Source organism: Pseudorhodoferax aquiterrae (genome assembly GCF_014652235.1).
GTDB lineage: Bacteria > Pseudomonadota > Gammaproteobacteria > Burkholderiales > Burkholderiaceae_C > Pseudorhodoferax > Pseudorhodoferax aquiterrae.
This window is the reverse complement of sequence record NZ_BMYK01000005.1, coordinates 75,389-90,497: the sequence shown is the minus strand read 5'-3', so window position 1 is coordinate 90,497 and position 15,109 is coordinate 75,389. Positions and strand designations below refer to the sequence as shown.

The window sequence follows — 15,109 nt, the reverse complement described above, 5'->3', positions numbered from 1 at the left end:
CACAGCCCGTGCAGGCGTATAGTCGTCTGCACATTCCATGAAGCATTTGCTGAATCTGTTGGCGGCCATCGCGCTGCTGGTCTGGGGTACGCACATGGTGCGCACCGGCATCCTGCGCGTGTTCGGCGCCAACCTGCGCAGCACGCTGTCCAGGAGCCTGTCCAGCCGCTTCTCGGCCTTCGCTTCGGGCCTGGGCGTCACGGCCCTGGTGCAGTCCAGCACGGCGACCGCCCTCATCGTCTCGTCCTTCGTCGGCCAGGGCCTGGTGGCGCTGCCGGCCGCGCTGGCGGTGATGCTGGGCGCCGACGTGGGCACCAGCCTGATGGCCGTGGTGTTCTCGTTCGACCTGTCCTGGCTTTCGCCGCTGTTGATCTTCGTCGGCGTGGTGCTGTTCATGGCGCGCCAATCCACCAACGTGGGCCGCTTCGGCCGCGTGCTGATCGGCCTGGGCCTCATGCTGCTGGCGCTGCGCCTGGTCACGGCCTCCACCGCCGTGCTCACGCAGGCGCCGGCCATCAAGTCGCTGCTGGGCTCGCTGTCCAGCGATCTCATGCTCGAGATCACGGTGGGTGCGCTGCTGGCCGTCGTCTGCTATTCGAGCCTGGCCATCGTGCTGCTGACGGCCACGCTGGCCGCCTCCGGCGTGGTGCCGGCCGAAGTGGCGCTGGGACTGGTGCTGGGCGCCAACCTGGGCAGCGGTGCGCTGGCGGTGCTGACCACACTGCGCTCGGCCGTCGAGGCACGCCAGGTTCCGCTCGGCAACCTGGTGTTCAAGCTGCTCGGCGTGGTGCTGGCCGCCCCATGGGTCGGGCTGTGGCTGCAGGCCGTGCGCCCCTACATTGCCGACACGGCCACGCTGGTGGTGCTGTTCCACCTGGCCTTCAACGTCGTCGTCGCCATCGTCTTCATCGGGCTCACGCAATGGATCGCGCGCGGCGTGGAACGCTGGCTGCCGCGCCAGCCGCGCGGCCAGGGCGGGCCACTGGAGCGGCCCCAGCATCTGGACCCCTCGGCCCTGGCCACGCCTTCGCTGGCGATCTCCTGCGCGGCCCGCGAGGCCCTGCACCAGGCCGACGTGGTGGAGACCATGCTGCGCGGCGTGCTCGACGTGATCGTGCGCAACGACCTGCGCCTGGCCGAAGACCTGCGCAAGCTGGACGACACGGTGGACCAGCTCTACTCCTCGATCAAGTACTACCTGACCAAGATCTCGCGCGAGGCCCTGGGCGAGGAGGAGAGCCGGCGCTGGACCGACATCATCAGCTTCACGATCAACATGGAGCACATCGGCGACACCATCGAGCGCGTGCTGATCGACATCGAGGACAAGAAGATCCGCCCGGGCCGCAGTTTCTCGGAGGCCGGCATGGCCGAGATCCGCGAGTTGCACGAGCGCCTGCTGGCCAACCTGCGGCTGGGCATGAGCGTGTTCCTGAACGGCACCGTGCACGACGCGCGCAAGCTGCTCGAGGAGAAGGCGCGCTTTCGCGACCTCGAACGCGCCTACTCGCGCACCCACCTGGCCCGGCTGACCGACAAGACCGTGCCCAGCATCGAGACCAGTTCGCTGCACATCGACCTGCTGTCCGAGCTCAAGCGCATCAACTCGCACATCTGCTCGATCGCCTATCCCATTCTGGATTCGGCCGGTGCGCTGGCGCCCAGCCGCATCCGCGAGTCCAAGTTCGACGAGCTGGGTTGATCAGCCTTCGCAGACGACCCGGTTGCGGCCGGCACGCTTGGCGGCGTAGAGCCGGCGGTCGGCCTGCAACAGCAGTGCGGCACCCGACAGTTCCTCGCCGCGCACGGCATGGGCGACGCCCATGCTGACAGTCACGCACGGCGCAGCGTCCGACCAGGCGTGCGGCAGCGCCAGCTGCTCGATCTCCGCGCGCAAGCGCTCGGCACGCTGTGCCGCGCCAGCCAGATCCGTGTCGGGCATCAGCAGCACGAATTCCTCGCCGCCATAGCGTGCGGCCAGGTCCGCGGGGCGGCGCATGCCCGCCTGCAGCTGGCGGGCGATGGACTGCAGTGCGCGGTCGCCCCTGGCGTGGCCGTAGTGGTCGTTGTATTGCTTGAAGCAATCGACATCCAGCAGCACCAGCGCCAACCCCACGCCGCCCCGGGTGGCGCGCGCGGTCTCCTGCGCCAGCATGTCGTCGAAATGGCGGCGGTTCGGGATCTCGGTCAGGCCGTCGATGCGCGCCAACTGCTCCAGCAGGCGGCGCTGGCGCGCCACCTGCAGGTGCAGGGCGACGCGGGCGCGCACCACGGCGGCATGGAAGGGCTTGACCACGTAATCGGATGCGCCGGCGCGCAGGCCGCGCTCCTCCTCGGCCGCCGAATCCAAGCCCGTGATGAAGATGACGCCGATCAAGGAAGTGCGCCCATCGGCCTTGAGCAAGCGCAGCACCTCGTGGCCGTCCAGCCCCGGCATCACCACTTCCAGGAGGATGAGGTCAGGCTGGTGCTGGCGCGCAAGTTCCAGAGCCTGCTCGCCGCTGCGCGCGGCGATCACGGCGTAATCCGACCGCAGCAGGTCGGTCAGTATCTGGCGGTTCACTGCCGAGTCGTCCACGACCAGCACGGTCTGCCGCGCGTTCGAATCCATGCGATGCCCCTTTGTGCGGCCCCCGTGCGCCTTCGGCCGGGGTTGGTGCTCGGGAACATCGTATCCGCTGGAACGGCCTGCCCACCTGCATTCCAAGCGAGCAAGATGCATACATGCAGGCGCGTGGCATTTGGGCGACGCCGGGGGTGTCAACAATGACAGGGTATGGGCGCAAGCCCCCCTATGCGCCCAGCGCCTGCAACAGGATCAGCGCAGCTTCGTCGGTGAACAGCCCCTCTTGCAGACGTGCCGCCACCTCATCAGGCGGCACGCATTCGAAGCGCTCCACCTCGCCATCCTGGTTGCGCGGCACCACGCCGTCGGGCAGCACGCAGCGACTCCAGGCGATGTCCTCGACGAGGTAGCCGTGGCGCGTGCCATCGCCGGCCGGCCGGCGCTGGTGGACCCAGCCGGCCTGATGGAGGTCTTGCAGTTCCTCCAGCCGCAGGCCGGCCTCTTCCCAGGTTTCGCGTTCCAGCGCGGTGTCCAGCGTGTCGCCGGCCGCCACCATGCCGCCCATCAGCGTGTCCCACAGACCCGGGTCGTTGGGCTTGTCGAAGGCTCGCTGCTGCAGCCAGACATGGCCGCGCGGGTCGAAACCGACCAGGTGCACGGCCCGCGTGGCGATGCCCAGCACGCGCACCGCGGCACGTTCCACGCTGGCCAGCGGCACACCGTGCACGTCGCAGACCGCGAGCTGCTCGTCGCGCCAGGCATGGGCCAGGCCGGCCGCGCGCAGCGCACGGGCCAGCCGCTCCAAGCTGTCGCTGAGTGCACCGCGCACGCAATAGGCCAGGCCCTCGCGGCACAGGAGCGCAGTGCCGTCGGCGGCCCCCAGGCGGCCCAGCGCGAGCGGCAGCGCCGGTTCGATGCTGCCGATCTCGCGCTCCTGCCACAGCAATGGCACGCGCGGCGCCTGCGGCGGCTGGTCGGCGCGCGCCAGCAGCGCGGCGCACCAGTCCGGATCGAGCGCCAGTGCGTTCACAAGGTCAGGATGGTGCAGCCGGTGGTCTTGCGCGCCTCCAGGTCGCGGTGCGCCTGCTGCACCTGTTCCAGGGGGTAGCGCTGGTCGATGCGGATCTTCACATCGCCGCGCAGCACCACCTCGAACAGGTCGTCGGCCATGGCCTGGGTGCTCTCGCGCGTGGCGATGTGCGTGAACAGCGTGGCACGCGTGAGGTACAGCGAGCCCTTGGCGCCCAGCACGCCGGGCGCGAAGGGCGGCACGGCCCCGGAGGCGTTGCCGAAGCTGGCCATGAGGCCGAAGGGCTGCAGGCAGTCCAGCGACTTCTCGAAGGTGTCCTTGCCGATGGAGTCGTACACCACCTTGACGCCCTTGCCGCCCGTGATCTCCTTGACGCGGGCCAGGAAGTCCTCGCGCTTGTAGTCGATGGCATGGGCTGCGCCGTGCTCCAGCGCCAGCTGGCACTTTTCGGGCGAGCCGGCCGTGCCGATCAGCTGCAGGCCCAGCGCGCGCGCCCACTGGCAGGCGATCAGGCCCACGCCGCCGGCCGCGGCATGGAACAGCACATGGTCGCCGCGCTGCAGGCCGCCCTGCGGCAGCGTCTTCTTGAGCAGGTACTGGGCCGTGAGGCCCTTGAGCATCATGGCCGCGCCGGTCTCGAAGTCGATGCCGTCGGGCAGCTTGCAGACGTTCTTCGCGGGCATCACGCGCACTTCGCTGTAGCTGCCCGGGGGCTGGCTGGCGTAGGCGGCCCGGTCGCCCACCGCGAGGTGCGTGACGCCGGCGCCGACGGCCTCGACGATGCCAGAGGCCTCCATGCCCAGCTGCAGCGGCATGGGCAGCTGGTACAGGCCGCTGCGCTGGTAGACGTCGATGAAGTTCAGGCCGATGGCCTTGTGGCGGATGCGGATCTCGCCCGGGCCGGGTTCGCCCACCTGCACCTGCACCAGCTGCATTTCCTCCGGGCCGCCGTGGCGGTCGATGCGGATGGCCTTGCTCGTCGTCATGTCTTCCTCGCTCGTCTTCTACCGAAGCGGCGGATGCTAGCAGCGATGGCGCTTGGTTACAGTCGCTTCGATGCCTTCGCAACGCCTGACGCCTTCCACGGTCGCCCTGCTCACGCTGCCCCCCCTGATGTGGGCCAGCAACGCCATCGTCGGCCGGCTCGTGGCCGGCATGATCCCGCCCGTCTTGCTGAACTTCCTGCGCTGGGTGCTGGTGTTCGCACTGTTGTTGCCGCTGGCAGCCAGCGTGCTGCGGCGCGGCTCGGGCCTGTGGGACCACCGCCGCGGCCTGCTGCTGCTGGGCCTGCTCAGCGTGGGCTGCTACAACGCGCTGCAGTACTTGGCGCTGCAGACATCCACGCCGATCAACGTGACGCTGGTGGGCTCCAGCCTGCCGGTCTGGATGCTGGCCATCGGCCTGCTGTTCGGCGCGGCGGTTTCGCAGCGGCAACTGCTCGGCGCGGCCTTGTCGATCGCCGGCGTCCTCGTGGTGCTGGCCCGTGGCGAGGCGCAGCAGTTGCTGCACCTGCGCCTGGTGCCGGGCGATCTGTACATGCTGGCGGCCACGCTGTGCTGGGCCGCCTACAGCTGGTTGCTGACGCGGCCCGGCTACCCGGCTTCGCTGCGCGCGCACTGGGCCGGCTTCCTGATGGCGCAGGTGGTGTTCGGCCTGCCCTGGGCCGGCGCCTTCGCGCTGGGCGAGGCGCTCTGGATGGAACCGGTGGCCACGGCCTGGGGCTGGCCGCTGGCCGGCGCGCTGCTGTACATCGCGCTCGGCCCCTCGCTGACCGCCTACCTGTGCTGGGGCGCGGGCGTGCGCCGCGTGGGCCCCAGCACGGCGGGCTTCTTCGCCAACCTCACACCGCTGTTCGCGGTGCTGCTGTCCGGCCTGGTGCTGCGCGAGCCGCCGCGGCTGTACCACGGCCTGGCCTTCGCGCTGATCGCGGGCGGCATCGTCGTGTCCTCGCACAGGACCGAGGCCGCCCGCTGACACTCAGTGGGTGCCGGGGTAGGCGCCGCCATCCGGCAGGATGTTCTGGCCCGTGATGTAGCTGGCGTGCTGGCTGCACAGGAAGGCGCAGATCGCGCCGAACTCGGCCGGCGTGCCCAGGCGCCGCGCCGGAATGTTGTTCTTGCGCGCGGCGACGATGTCCTCGACCGGCTTGCCGGTCTTGGCCGCCTGGCCGGCCACGGTGGCGCGGATGCGGTCGGTGTCGAACACCCCGGGCAGCAGGTTGTTGATGGTCACGTTGGCCGAGGCCAGCTTGGTGGTGCGCGCCACGCCGGCGACGAAGCCCGTGAGGCCGCTGCGCGCGCCGTTGGACAGGCCCAGCACGTCGATCGGCGCCTTCACCGAGCTCGAGGTGATGTTGACGATGCGACCGAAGCCGCGCGCGGCCATGCCGTCGACCGCGCCCTTGATCAGCTCGATCGGCGTCAGCATGTTGGCGTCCAGCGCCTTGACCCAGTCCTCGCGGTCCCAGTCGCGGAAGTCGCCGGGCGGCGGGCCGCCGGCATTGGTCACGATGATGTCGAACTCGGGCCGCACGGCGAACACCGCGGCACGGCCGGCCGGCGTCGTGATGTCGGCCGCCACATGGCGGACCTCGGCCGCAACGGGGCGCTGCGGATCGTCCAGCAGCGTGCGCTCGGCGGCCTGCAGCGCCTCGGCGCCGCGTGCCACGATCAGCACGTTGACGCCCTCGCGCACCAGCGCCTGCGCGCAGCCGAAGCCCAAGCCCTTGCTCGCGCCGCACACCAGGGCCCATTTGCCTGCAATACCCAGATCCATCACGTTCTCCGTTGTTGGCCAAAGCGGCCGATCATAGAAAAAACGGCGCCCGAGGGCGCCGTCCATGGGAAAGGCCGCGAACGACGTCAGTCTTCGACGAAGGCCTCTTCGCGCTTGTTCTTGACCGCCGGCAGCAGCACGATGATCACGAGGATGGCGGCGGCGATCAGCAGGCCGGCCGAGATCGGGCGCGTGACGAACACGCTCCAGTCGCCACGCGAGAGCAGCAGCGCACGGCGCAGGTTCTCTTCCATCATCGGCCCCAGGATGAAGCCCAGCAGCAGCGGTGCGGGTTCGCAGCCCAGCTTGGCGAACAAGTAGCCGATGAAGCCGAAGGCACCCACCATCCAGATGTCCCAGGTGTTGTTGTTGGTCGAGTACACGCCGATCGCGCAGAACAGCACGATGGACGGGAACAGGAACTTGTAGGGCACGGTCAGCAGCTTGATCCACATGCCGATCAGCGGCAGGTTCAGGATCACGAGCATCGCATTGCCCAGCCACATCGAGGCGATCAGGCCCCAGAACAGCTCGGGGTTGCTGGTCATGACCTGCGGGCCCGGCTGGATGTTGTGGATGGTCATGGCGCCCACCATCAGCGCCATCACGGCGTTGGGCGGGATGCCCAGCGTCAGCAGCGGGATGAAGGAGGTCTGCGCGCCGGCGTTGTTGGCCGACTCGGGCGCGGCCACACCGCGGATGTTGCCCTTGCCGAAGGGCACTTCGCCCGGATGCAGCTTGGTCTTCTTCTCGATGGTGTAGGCCGCGAAGGCCGCCAGCAGCGCACCGCCGCCGGGCAGGATGCCCAGGGCCGCACCCAGCGAAGTGCCGCGCAGCACGGCCGGCAGCATGCGCCGGAAGTCCTCGGCGGTCGGGAACAGGCCCTTGACCTTGCCCGTGAACACTTCCCGCTCGTCCGCGGGCTTGGACAGGTTGGTGATGATTTCACCGTAGCCGAACACGCCCATGGCGATGGCCACGAAGCCGATGCCGTCGGTCAGTTCCGGCACATCGAAGCTGAAGCGGGCCACGCCCGAGTTCACGTCGGTACCGACCAGGCCCAGCAGCAGGCCCAGCACGATCATGGCGATGGCCTTGAGCAGCGAGCCCGAAGCCAGCACCACGGCACCGATCAGGCCCAGGATCATCAGCGAGAAGTATTCGGCCGGGCCGAACTTGAACGCGACTTCGGTCAGCGGCGGCGCGAACGCGGCCAGGATCAGCGTACCGACCGAGCCCGCGAAGAACGAGCCCAGACCGGCAGCCGCCAGCGCCGGGCCGGCACGCCCCTTGCGCGCCATCTGGTAGCCGTCGATCACGGTCACCACCGAGGAGGACTCGCCTGGCAGGTTGACCAGGATGGCGGTGGTGGAGCCGCCGTACTGGGCGCCGTAGTAGATGCCGGCCAGCATGATGAGGGCCGACACCGGTGGCAGCGCGTAGGTCGCGGGCAGCAGCATGGCGATGGTCGCCACCGGGCCGATGCCGGGCAGCACGCCGATCAGCGTGCCCAAGATGCAGCCGATCAGGCAGTACAGCAGGTTGGTCAGCGTGAAGGCGACGCCGAAGCCAACGGAAAGATTGTGAATCAGGTCCATGGTGTGTGACTCAGCCCGTGATGAAGGTCGGCCAGACCTGGATCTGGAGCTTCAGAGCCCAGATGAATGCGAAGTAGCTGCCGATGGCCAGCACCGTGGCCAGGATCAGCACCGATTTGAGCTTGAACTCATGGCCGGCCAGGCTGGCGATGATGGTCAGCGCGTAGATGGCGGCGATCAGGCCCATGGCCGGCACACCCAGGCTGGGCAGGCCACCCAGCAGGATGCCGAAGGCGAGGTTGGCACCCAGGATGAAGAACACCTGCTTCCAGGCCCACTTGCCGATCTTGTCGCCGTCCGGCGTCTCGGTCACCAGGGCGGTGAAGGTGATGATCATGCCGATGATGGCCATGACGATGCCCAGCATGAGCGGGAAGTAGCCCGGTCCCATGCGGGCGCCGTTGCCCACCGTGTAGGTCGTCGCGCCCCAGGCGAATGCAACACCGACGACGGTGAACATGAGCCCGGAGAAAAAGTCTTTCTGACTTTTGATGTTCACAAAAATGCCTCCTCGAACTGAAAGGTGGCGCGATTGTGGGCGCATTCAAAAGCCCGAAAGATGTGGATTCCACCTACATGCTTGCTGACGTCCGCCTGACGCTTGGCGGCCTTGCAACAGCGTTTTGTGACGCTTGGTCACGCCGCCGGCGGTGGCTCGAGCGGCGGCGTGGCGCTGAGCACCTCGGCCATGGTGGTGAGCCCTTCGGCCACGCGCAGGGCACCGGCCAGGCGCAGCGGCCGCATGCCATCGACCAGTGCCTGGCGGCGCAACGCCGAGGGCTGGACGCCGGCCTGGGCCAGCTTGTCCTTGAAGCTTTCGCTGACGGTCAGCAGCTCGTACAGACCCATGCGGCCCATGAAGCCTGTCATGCGGCACTCCAGGCAGCCGACCGGCTTGTAGGGCGTGCAGGCGCCGGTGATGCGCCAGGGGTGGACCATGCGGTTCAGCGTCTCGGCCGTGGTGCCCTCGTCGGGCGCGCGGCAATGCCGGCACAGCACGCGCACCAGGCGCTGGGCCAGCACGCCCAGCACGGTGGCGTTGAGCAGGTAGGGCGGCACGCCCAGTTCCATGAGCCGCGTGAGGGCCGCCGGCGCATCGTTGGTGTGCAAGGTGGAGAACACCAAGTGGCCGGTCAGCGCGGCCTGCACCGCCATCTCGGCCGTGGGCAGGTCGCGGATCTCGCCAACCATGATCACGTCCGGGTCCTGGCGCATGAGCGCGCGCAGGCCCTCGGCGAAATCGAAGTCCAGCTGCGGCTGCACCTGGGTCTGGTTGAAGGCCGGTTCGATCATCTCGATCGGGTCTTCGATGGTGCTGACGTTGAGCGCCTCGGTCGCCACGCGCTTGAGCGTGGAATACAGCGTGGTGGTCTTGCCCGAGCCGGTCGGCCCGGTGACCAGGACCACGCCGTGCGGCTGGCGCACCAGCGCCTCCCAGCGCTGGGCATCGTGCGGCGAGAAGCCCAGCGCGTCCAGGTCCTTGACGGCGGTGTCGGGGTCGAAGATCCGCATCACCATCTTCTCGCCGAAGGCCGTGGGCAAGGTGGACAGGCGCATCTCGATCTCGTCGCCCCGGGGGTTGCGCGTCTTGATGCGGCCGTCCTGCGGCCGGCGCTTTTCCACCACGTCCATGCGGCCCAGCAGCTTGACGCGCGCGACCACGGCGTTCATGACGCCCATGGGCATCTGGTACACCGGGTGCAGCACGCCGTCGATGCGAAAGCGGATCACGCCCTGCTCGCGCCGCGGCTCCAGGTGGATGTCGCTGGCGCGCTGGTTGAACGCGTACTGCCAGAGCCAATCCACCAGCTGCACCACGCCCTGGTCGTTGGCGTCCAGCTGCTTGTTGGACTTGCCGAGCTCGACGAGCTGCTCGAAGCTGGCCAGGCCCGCGCTGCCACCGGCCTTCTGCGCCGCGCGCACCGATTTGGCCAGCGCGAAGAACTCGGCCGTGTAGCGCTGGATGTCCAGCGGGTTGGCGACCACGCGGCGCACGCTGCGGCGCGACTGGCGCTCGACCTCGGGCACCCAGTCGCTGACGAAGGGCTCGGCCGTGGCCACCACCACCTCGGCCGCGCCCACCTGCAGCGGCAGCACCTTGTGGCGCTCCGCGTAGACGGCGCTCATGGTGTCGGCCACCTTGCCCACGTCGACCTTGAGCGGGTCGATGCGCTGGTAGGGCAGGCCGGCGCGGCCGGCCAGCCACTCGGCCAGCATCTCGATGTCCAGCGGCTTGCCGTCGGCGGCGCGCGCCATGGCCACGCTGGCCAGCCGCACCAGGGCTGGCTGCGCGCTCTCGGCCTGCGCGCAGCGCGCCACGGTGCGCCGGTGTTCCTCGGCCGAGATCACGCCGTCGGCGGCCAGCCAGTCGACCAGCAGGCGCCAGGTGACCGGACCGACGTAAGCCTGTGTCATGGCGAGGGGGCCACCGGGCCGAACACGCGCAGCCACTTGCGCGCCGGCAGGCCCCAGCGCGATTCGATCTCGGCCGCGCGCGCGAGCAGGTCGGCGCGCTCGGGCCGGCTGGCTTCGCGCTGGGCCAGCACCACGGTGTTGCCCTCGCGCGTGGGCCGGAAGGCCCAGACCGAGCGCTCGCCGAAGGCCTCGGCAATGCGGGCCAGGCTGGCCTCGTAGCTCGACGAGCGACCGAACAGGTTGACCGTCATGGCGCCCTCCTCGGTCAGCAGGCGGCGGCAGTCGGCATAGAAGTCGGCGCTGTCGAGCACGGGCGAGGCCGCCTCCTGGTCGTACAGGTCGACCTGCAGCGCATCGACCGTGCCGTGCAGCGTGGCGTCCAGCACCGCCAGGCCCGCGTCGGCCAGGCGCACCTGCAAGCGCGCGTCGTCCGGCGGCAGCTTGAACCAGCCGCGGCAGGCCGCGATCACCTGCGGGTTCAGTTCGATCACCGTGGTGCGCATGCGCAGCTTCTTGTGGCAGAACTTGGTCAGCGCGCCAGCACCCAGGCCCAGCTGCATGGCGTGGCGCCTGGTGATGCCGTCGGCGGGCACGAACAGCAGCCAGGCCATCATGCGCTGCACGTACTCGAGTTCGATGTCGAAGGGCTTGTCGATCAGCATCGAGCCCTGCACCCATTCGGTGCCCAGGTGCAGCGTGCGCACCACGCCGTCGTCGGCGAACTGCACCTCGGGCAGCGCCGGCTGGGCACGGCGTGCGGCGGCGGATTTAGCGGCTTTGGTCATCGCCCGCGATTGTGGCCTGCGCCGGCAGCAGCGCCCCCAGGCGTGGCAGCGCCGCGAGCGCGTTGGCGGTGGTGGCGGCCGCGATGGCGTCCAGCGGCAGGCCGCGCAGCGCCACCAGTGTCTCGGCGATGCGCGGCAGTTCGGCGGGCGTGTTGAGGCTCTGCGGCCGGCCGGCGGCGCGCTCGGACTGCCGCACGTAGAGCCATTGGGGCGGGATGTCGGGCGCGTCGGTCTCCAGGACGATGGACTCCAACGGCAGCCCCGTCGCCAGCTGGCGCAGCTGGCGCGCCGTGTCGAAGGTCATGGCGCCGCCGAAGCCGAGCTTGAGGCCCTGGGCCAGCACGGCCTGGGCCTGCTGCAGGCTGCCGTTGAAGGCATGGGCGATGCCCTCCCAGGGGCGGCCCCCACCCACCTCGCGCAGCTGGCGCAGCACCTGGTCGACGCTGCGCCGCGTGTGCACGATGACGGGCAGGCCGTGGCGCCGCGCCAGTTGCAACTGCGTGCGAAAAAAGTGCAGCTGGCGCGCGCGCATGGCCGGTTCAGTCAGTTCCGGCACGAAGAAGTCCAGTCCGATCTCGCCCACGGCCACCAGCCGCGGGTCGCCGGCACGGGCTGCCAGGGCCGCGTCCAGCCGGCCCAGGTCGCCGTCGTCGGCGCGCGGCACGAGCAGCGGATGGATGCCCAGCGCATAGGCGTCGCCCGTGCGGTGCGCGAAGGCGCGCACGGTGTCGAAATCGAAGACGCCGACGGCGGGCACCACGCACAGGGCCACGCCGCGCTCCGCCGCCTGGGCCCGCGCGGCCAGCGCCAGCTGGTGGTCCTGGCCGAACTCGGGCGCATCCAGGTGGCAATGGGTGTCGATCCAGGGCATGGCACCACTGTAGCGCGCGGGCTCCCAGCCACCGCACGGCCCTGGTGCCCATCGCCGTACATCGCATGGGGGCTGGCGTCCGGCCGGGGATGCGCCCAGGAATGAACCGTGGTACTGTCATTGCGTAGCTCCGCACAACGTCCCATCACAGGTGATCCCCGATGCGTAGGCCGGCTCTTTACAGCAGTGCATCCCATGCCCGGCCCGCGCCGCCGGATGGCGACGCTGCCCCCAACCTCCCCCCACCCACCGAAGCCGTGCCCACGGCGCCGCCGCCCCCGCGCAAACGCTGGTGGAGCGATCCGCGCCTGCTGTGGGCCTCCATCGTGCTGCTGGCCGCGGCGGCCCTGGGTGCCGGCACGCTTGCGCTGCGCCCCGGAGCGCGCAGCCTGACCCAGAAGGACATCGACGCGGCGGTCATGCGCACGCTGGAGACCAACGTGCTGCCCTCGCCGGCGGCCAAGGCCTATGCCGCCATCATTCCTTCGGTCGTGCGCGTGATGGGCTTCGTCAAGGGCAAGGACGGCAAGCAGGATGTGGAACAGGGCGTGGGCACGGGGGTGGTCATCGTCGACAAGGGCATCATCCTGACCAACCTGCACGTGGTCTCGGGTGCGCAGACCATCAAGGTCACCTTCTCCGACGGCATGGAAACCACGGCCAGCGTGACCGGGGTGCAGCCCGAGAACGATCTCGCCGTGCTGCAGGCCCACAAGATCCCGGACGACATGATCGCCGCCACCATGCGCTCCACGGCCGACCTGATGCCGGGCGACCAGGTCGTGGCGGTGGGCTTTCCGTTCGGCATCGGCCCCTCGACCTCGGCCGGCGTGGTGTCCGGCCTGGGCCGCTCGTTCCGCTCGCCGGAGGGCAAGAACATGCTGACCAACCTGATCCAGTTCGACGCCGCGGCCAACCCCGGCAACTCCGGCGGGCCGCTGGTGACCATGGACGGCCAGGTCGTCGGCATCGTCACCGCGATCCTGAACCCCACGCAGCAGCGCACCTTCCTGGGCATCGGCTTCGCCGTGCCGATCGAGAACGCGGCATCGGCCGTGGGCCTGCACCCCTTCTGACCCTTCCCGAGGAACCTGTCCATGAGCGATGCCAGCACCCAGAGCCTTGATACCGCCCAGCTGATGGAGCAGATCCTCTACGAGGTCAAGCGCGTCGTCGTCGGGCAGGACCGCTTCCTCGAGCGCGTGGTGGTGGCCATGCTGGCCCAGGGCCATCTGCTCGTGGAGGGCGTGCCGGGCCTGGCCAAGACGCTGACGGTCAAGACGCTCGCCGAGACCATCCAGGGCCAGTTCAAGCGCATCCAGTTCACGCCCGACCTGGTGCCGGCCGATCTGGTCGGCACGCGCATCTACAACCAGAAGACCGGCGACTTCGCCACCGCGCTGGGCCCGGTGTTCACCAACCTGCTGCTGGCCGACGAGATCAACCGCGCGCCGGCCAAGGTGCAGAGCGCGCTGCTCGAGGTCATGCAGGAACGCCAGGTCACGATCGCGGGCGAAACCCACCGCGTGCCCAAACCCTTCCTCGTGATGGCCACGCAGAACCCGATCGAGACCGAAGGCACCTACCCGTTGCCCGAGGCCCAGGTCGACCGCTTCATGATGAAGGTGCTGGTGGACTATCCGACCGACGAGGAGGAGTTCGTGATCGTCACGCGCGTGACCGGCCCGGCCGTGCAGGTGGCACCGGTGGCCACGGTCGAGCAGCTGGCCGCGCTGCAGAAGGAATGCCGGCGCATCTATGTCGACCCTTCGCTCGTGCAGTACGCCGTCAAGCTGGTCTCGGCCACGCGCAAGCCCGAAGCCCATGGCCTCAAGGAACTGGCGCGCTTCATCACCTTCGGCGCCAGCCCGCGCGCCACGATCAACCTGACCGAGGGCGCGCGTGCGCTGGCCATGCTGCGCGGGCGCAGTTATGCGCTGCCCGAGGACATGAGCGACCTCGTGCCCGACGTGCTGCGCCACCGCGTGGCGCTGTCCTACGAGGCGCTTTCGGAGGGCATCACGGCCGACACGCTGGTCGGCAAGATCATGGCCCGCATCCCGGCCCCGCCCAAACCGCTGGAACATGAAAAACTCGCCGCCTGAAGCCAAGCCCGCCCCGCCCGCGCAGGCCGAGCACCTGCTGCGCCGGCTCGAATGGACGGTGCTGCGCCGGCTCGATGGCCTGCTGCAGGGCGACTACCGCACGCTGATGCGCGGCACCGGCATGGACCTCGCGGACCTGCGCGAGTACCAGCACCACGACGATGTGCGCCACATCGACTGGAACGTCACGGCGCGGCTGCAGCAGCCCCATGTGCGCGTGTTCACCGAGGACCGCGAGATGGCGGCCTGGTTCCTGCTCGACCTTTCGCCCTCCATCGATTTCGGTTCGGGCGAGCAGAAGAAGCGCGAGGTCTCGGCCGCCTTCGTGGCCGTGCTGGCGCGGCTGCTCACGCGGCACGGCAACCGCGTCGGCGCCATGCTGTACGGCGCGGGGCTCGACCAGGTGCTGCAGCCGCGCGCCAGCCGCCTGCATGTGCTGGACCTGCTGCACCGCATGCTGCCCGCGCCGGGACAAGCCCCCGAACCCGGCCGCGTGACGCACCTGCACGAGCTGCTGCAGGCGGCCGGTGGCCTGATGCGCCGGCGCGCCACGGTGTTCGTGGTGTCCGACTTCATCAGCGCGCCCGGCTGGGAAAAGCCGCTGGCCCAGCTGGCCCAGCGCCACGAGGTGCTGGCCGTGCGCCTGCTCGACCCGCTGGAGCTGGAACTGCCCGACCTGGGCCTGATCCCGATCCGCGACGCCGAGACCGGCGAGCAGCTGCTGGTCGACACCTCGGACGCCGGTTTCCGCAAGCGCTTCGCGCGCATCGCCGCGCAGCGCGAGGCCGAACTGCGCCAGGCGCTCGGCGAAGCCGGCGTGGACACGCTGGAGCTGTCCACCGACGACGATCTCGCGGCCGCCATCCTGCGCTTCGCCGAACTGCGCCGCCGGCGCAGCCGGCTGTCCGGCGCCGGCGGCGGCCTGCCCACCCATCTGCGGCCCCTGGCGGCCGCCTGACACGCC

Annotated in this window: 14 protein-coding genes; 5 read left to right on the top strand and 9 right to left on the bottom strand. The window is 69.7% G+C overall.

Annotation, left to right across the window (positions count from 1 at the left end; genetic code table 11):
* Positions 1–37: 37 nt before the first annotated feature.
* Positions 38–1,702, top strand: a complete 1,665-nt coding sequence (locus tag IE209_RS10705; protein ID WP_189686951.1) for a Na/Pi cotransporter family protein — start codon at positions 38–40, stop codon at positions 1,700–1,702.
* On the opposite strand, the gene IE209_RS10700 is transcribed toward IE209_RS10705, so the two are convergent.
* From IE209_RS10700 to IE209_RS10690, 3 genes are all read right to left on the bottom strand, one after another.
* A complete protein-coding gene (locus IE209_RS10700; protein ID WP_189686950.1) occupies positions 1,703–2,611 on the bottom strand; it encodes a diguanylate cyclase in 909 nt (302 codons plus the stop codon).
* 181 nt (positions 2,612–2,792) lie between these two features.
* Complete coding sequence (locus IE209_RS10695) at positions 2,793–3,596, bottom strand: NUDIX hydrolase (RefSeq protein ID WP_189686949.1); 804 nt, start codon at positions 3,594–3,596, stop codon at positions 2,793–2,795.
* The gene (locus IE209_RS10690) at positions 3,593–4,582 is read right to left on the bottom strand and encodes a quinone oxidoreductase family protein (RefSeq protein WP_189686948.1); all 990 of its coding nucleotides are present in this window, start codon (positions 4,580–4,582) and stop codon (positions 3,593–3,595) included. The genes IE209_RS10695 and IE209_RS10690 overlap by 4 nt, the downstream gene beginning before the upstream one ends.
* Before the next feature lie 70 nt (positions 4,583–4,652).
* Here IE209_RS10690 and IE209_RS10685 point away from each other — a divergent pair, with 70 nt between their 5' ends.
* Positions 4,653–5,570 (top strand): DMT family transporter, encoded by a 918-nt coding sequence (locus tag IE209_RS10685; protein WP_189686947.1) that lies wholly within the window; start codon positions 4,653–4,655, stop codon positions 5,568–5,570.
* Positions 5,571–5,573: 3 nt separating this feature from the next.
* Here IE209_RS10685 and IE209_RS10680 read toward each other — a convergent pair whose 3' ends face one another.
* The 6 genes from IE209_RS10680 to IE209_RS10655 form a co-directional block, all read right to left on the bottom strand.
* Entirely contained in the window at positions 5,574–6,371 is a 798-nt protein-coding gene (locus tag IE209_RS10680; protein ID WP_189686946.1) for an SDR family oxidoreductase, read from the bottom strand.
* An 86-nt stretch (positions 6,372–6,457) separates the two neighbouring features.
* Entirely contained in the window at positions 6,458–7,969 is a 1,512-nt protein-coding gene (locus tag IE209_RS10675; protein ID WP_189686945.1) for a tripartite tricarboxylate transporter permease, read from the bottom strand.
* 10 nt (positions 7,970–7,979) lie between these two features.
* Positions 7,980–8,468, bottom strand: a complete 489-nt coding sequence (locus IE209_RS10670; protein ID WP_189686944.1) for a tripartite tricarboxylate transporter TctB family protein — start codon at positions 8,466–8,468, stop codon at positions 7,980–7,982.
* Between the two features lie 137 nt (positions 8,469–8,605).
* Positions 8,606–10,384, bottom strand: a complete 1,779-nt coding sequence (gene tfpB, locus IE209_RS10665; protein ID WP_189686943.1) for a type IV pilus assembly ATPase TfpB — start codon at positions 10,382–10,384, stop codon at positions 8,606–8,608.
* Entirely contained in the window at positions 10,381–11,169 is a 789-nt protein-coding gene (locus tag IE209_RS10660) for a class I SAM-dependent methyltransferase (protein ID WP_189686942.1), read from the bottom strand. The genes tfpB and IE209_RS10660 overlap by 4 nt, the downstream gene beginning before the upstream one ends.
* Positions 11,153–12,040 carry a TatD family hydrolase gene (locus IE209_RS10655; RefSeq protein WP_189686941.1) on the bottom strand — a complete coding sequence of 296 codons (888 nt, stop codon included), beginning with the start codon at positions 12,038–12,040 and terminating at the stop codon, positions 11,153–11,155. Before IE209_RS10655 ends, IE209_RS10660 begins: the two co-directional genes overlap by 17 nt.
* Before the next feature lie 161 nt (positions 12,041–12,201).
* Between IE209_RS10655 and IE209_RS10650 the strand changes: the two genes are divergently transcribed.
* Genes IE209_RS10650 through IE209_RS10640 form a run of 3 tightly spaced genes read left to right on the top strand, consistent with a single transcriptional unit; the run spans position 12,202 to position 15,103 of the window.
* A complete protein-coding gene (locus IE209_RS10650; RefSeq protein WP_189686940.1) occupies positions 12,202–13,116 on the top strand; it encodes a S1C family serine protease in 915 nt (304 codons plus the stop codon).
* Positions 13,117–13,137: 21 nt separating this feature from the next.
* Entirely contained in the window at positions 13,138–14,145 is a 1,008-nt protein-coding gene (locus IE209_RS10645) for an AAA family ATPase (RefSeq protein ID WP_189686939.1), read from the top strand.
* Complete coding sequence (locus tag IE209_RS10640) at positions 14,126–15,103, top strand: DUF58 domain-containing protein (protein ID WP_189686938.1); 978 nt, start codon at positions 14,126–14,128, stop codon at positions 15,101–15,103. Before IE209_RS10645 ends, IE209_RS10640 begins: the two co-directional genes overlap by 20 nt.
* Positions 15,104–15,109 lie beyond the last annotated feature (6 nt).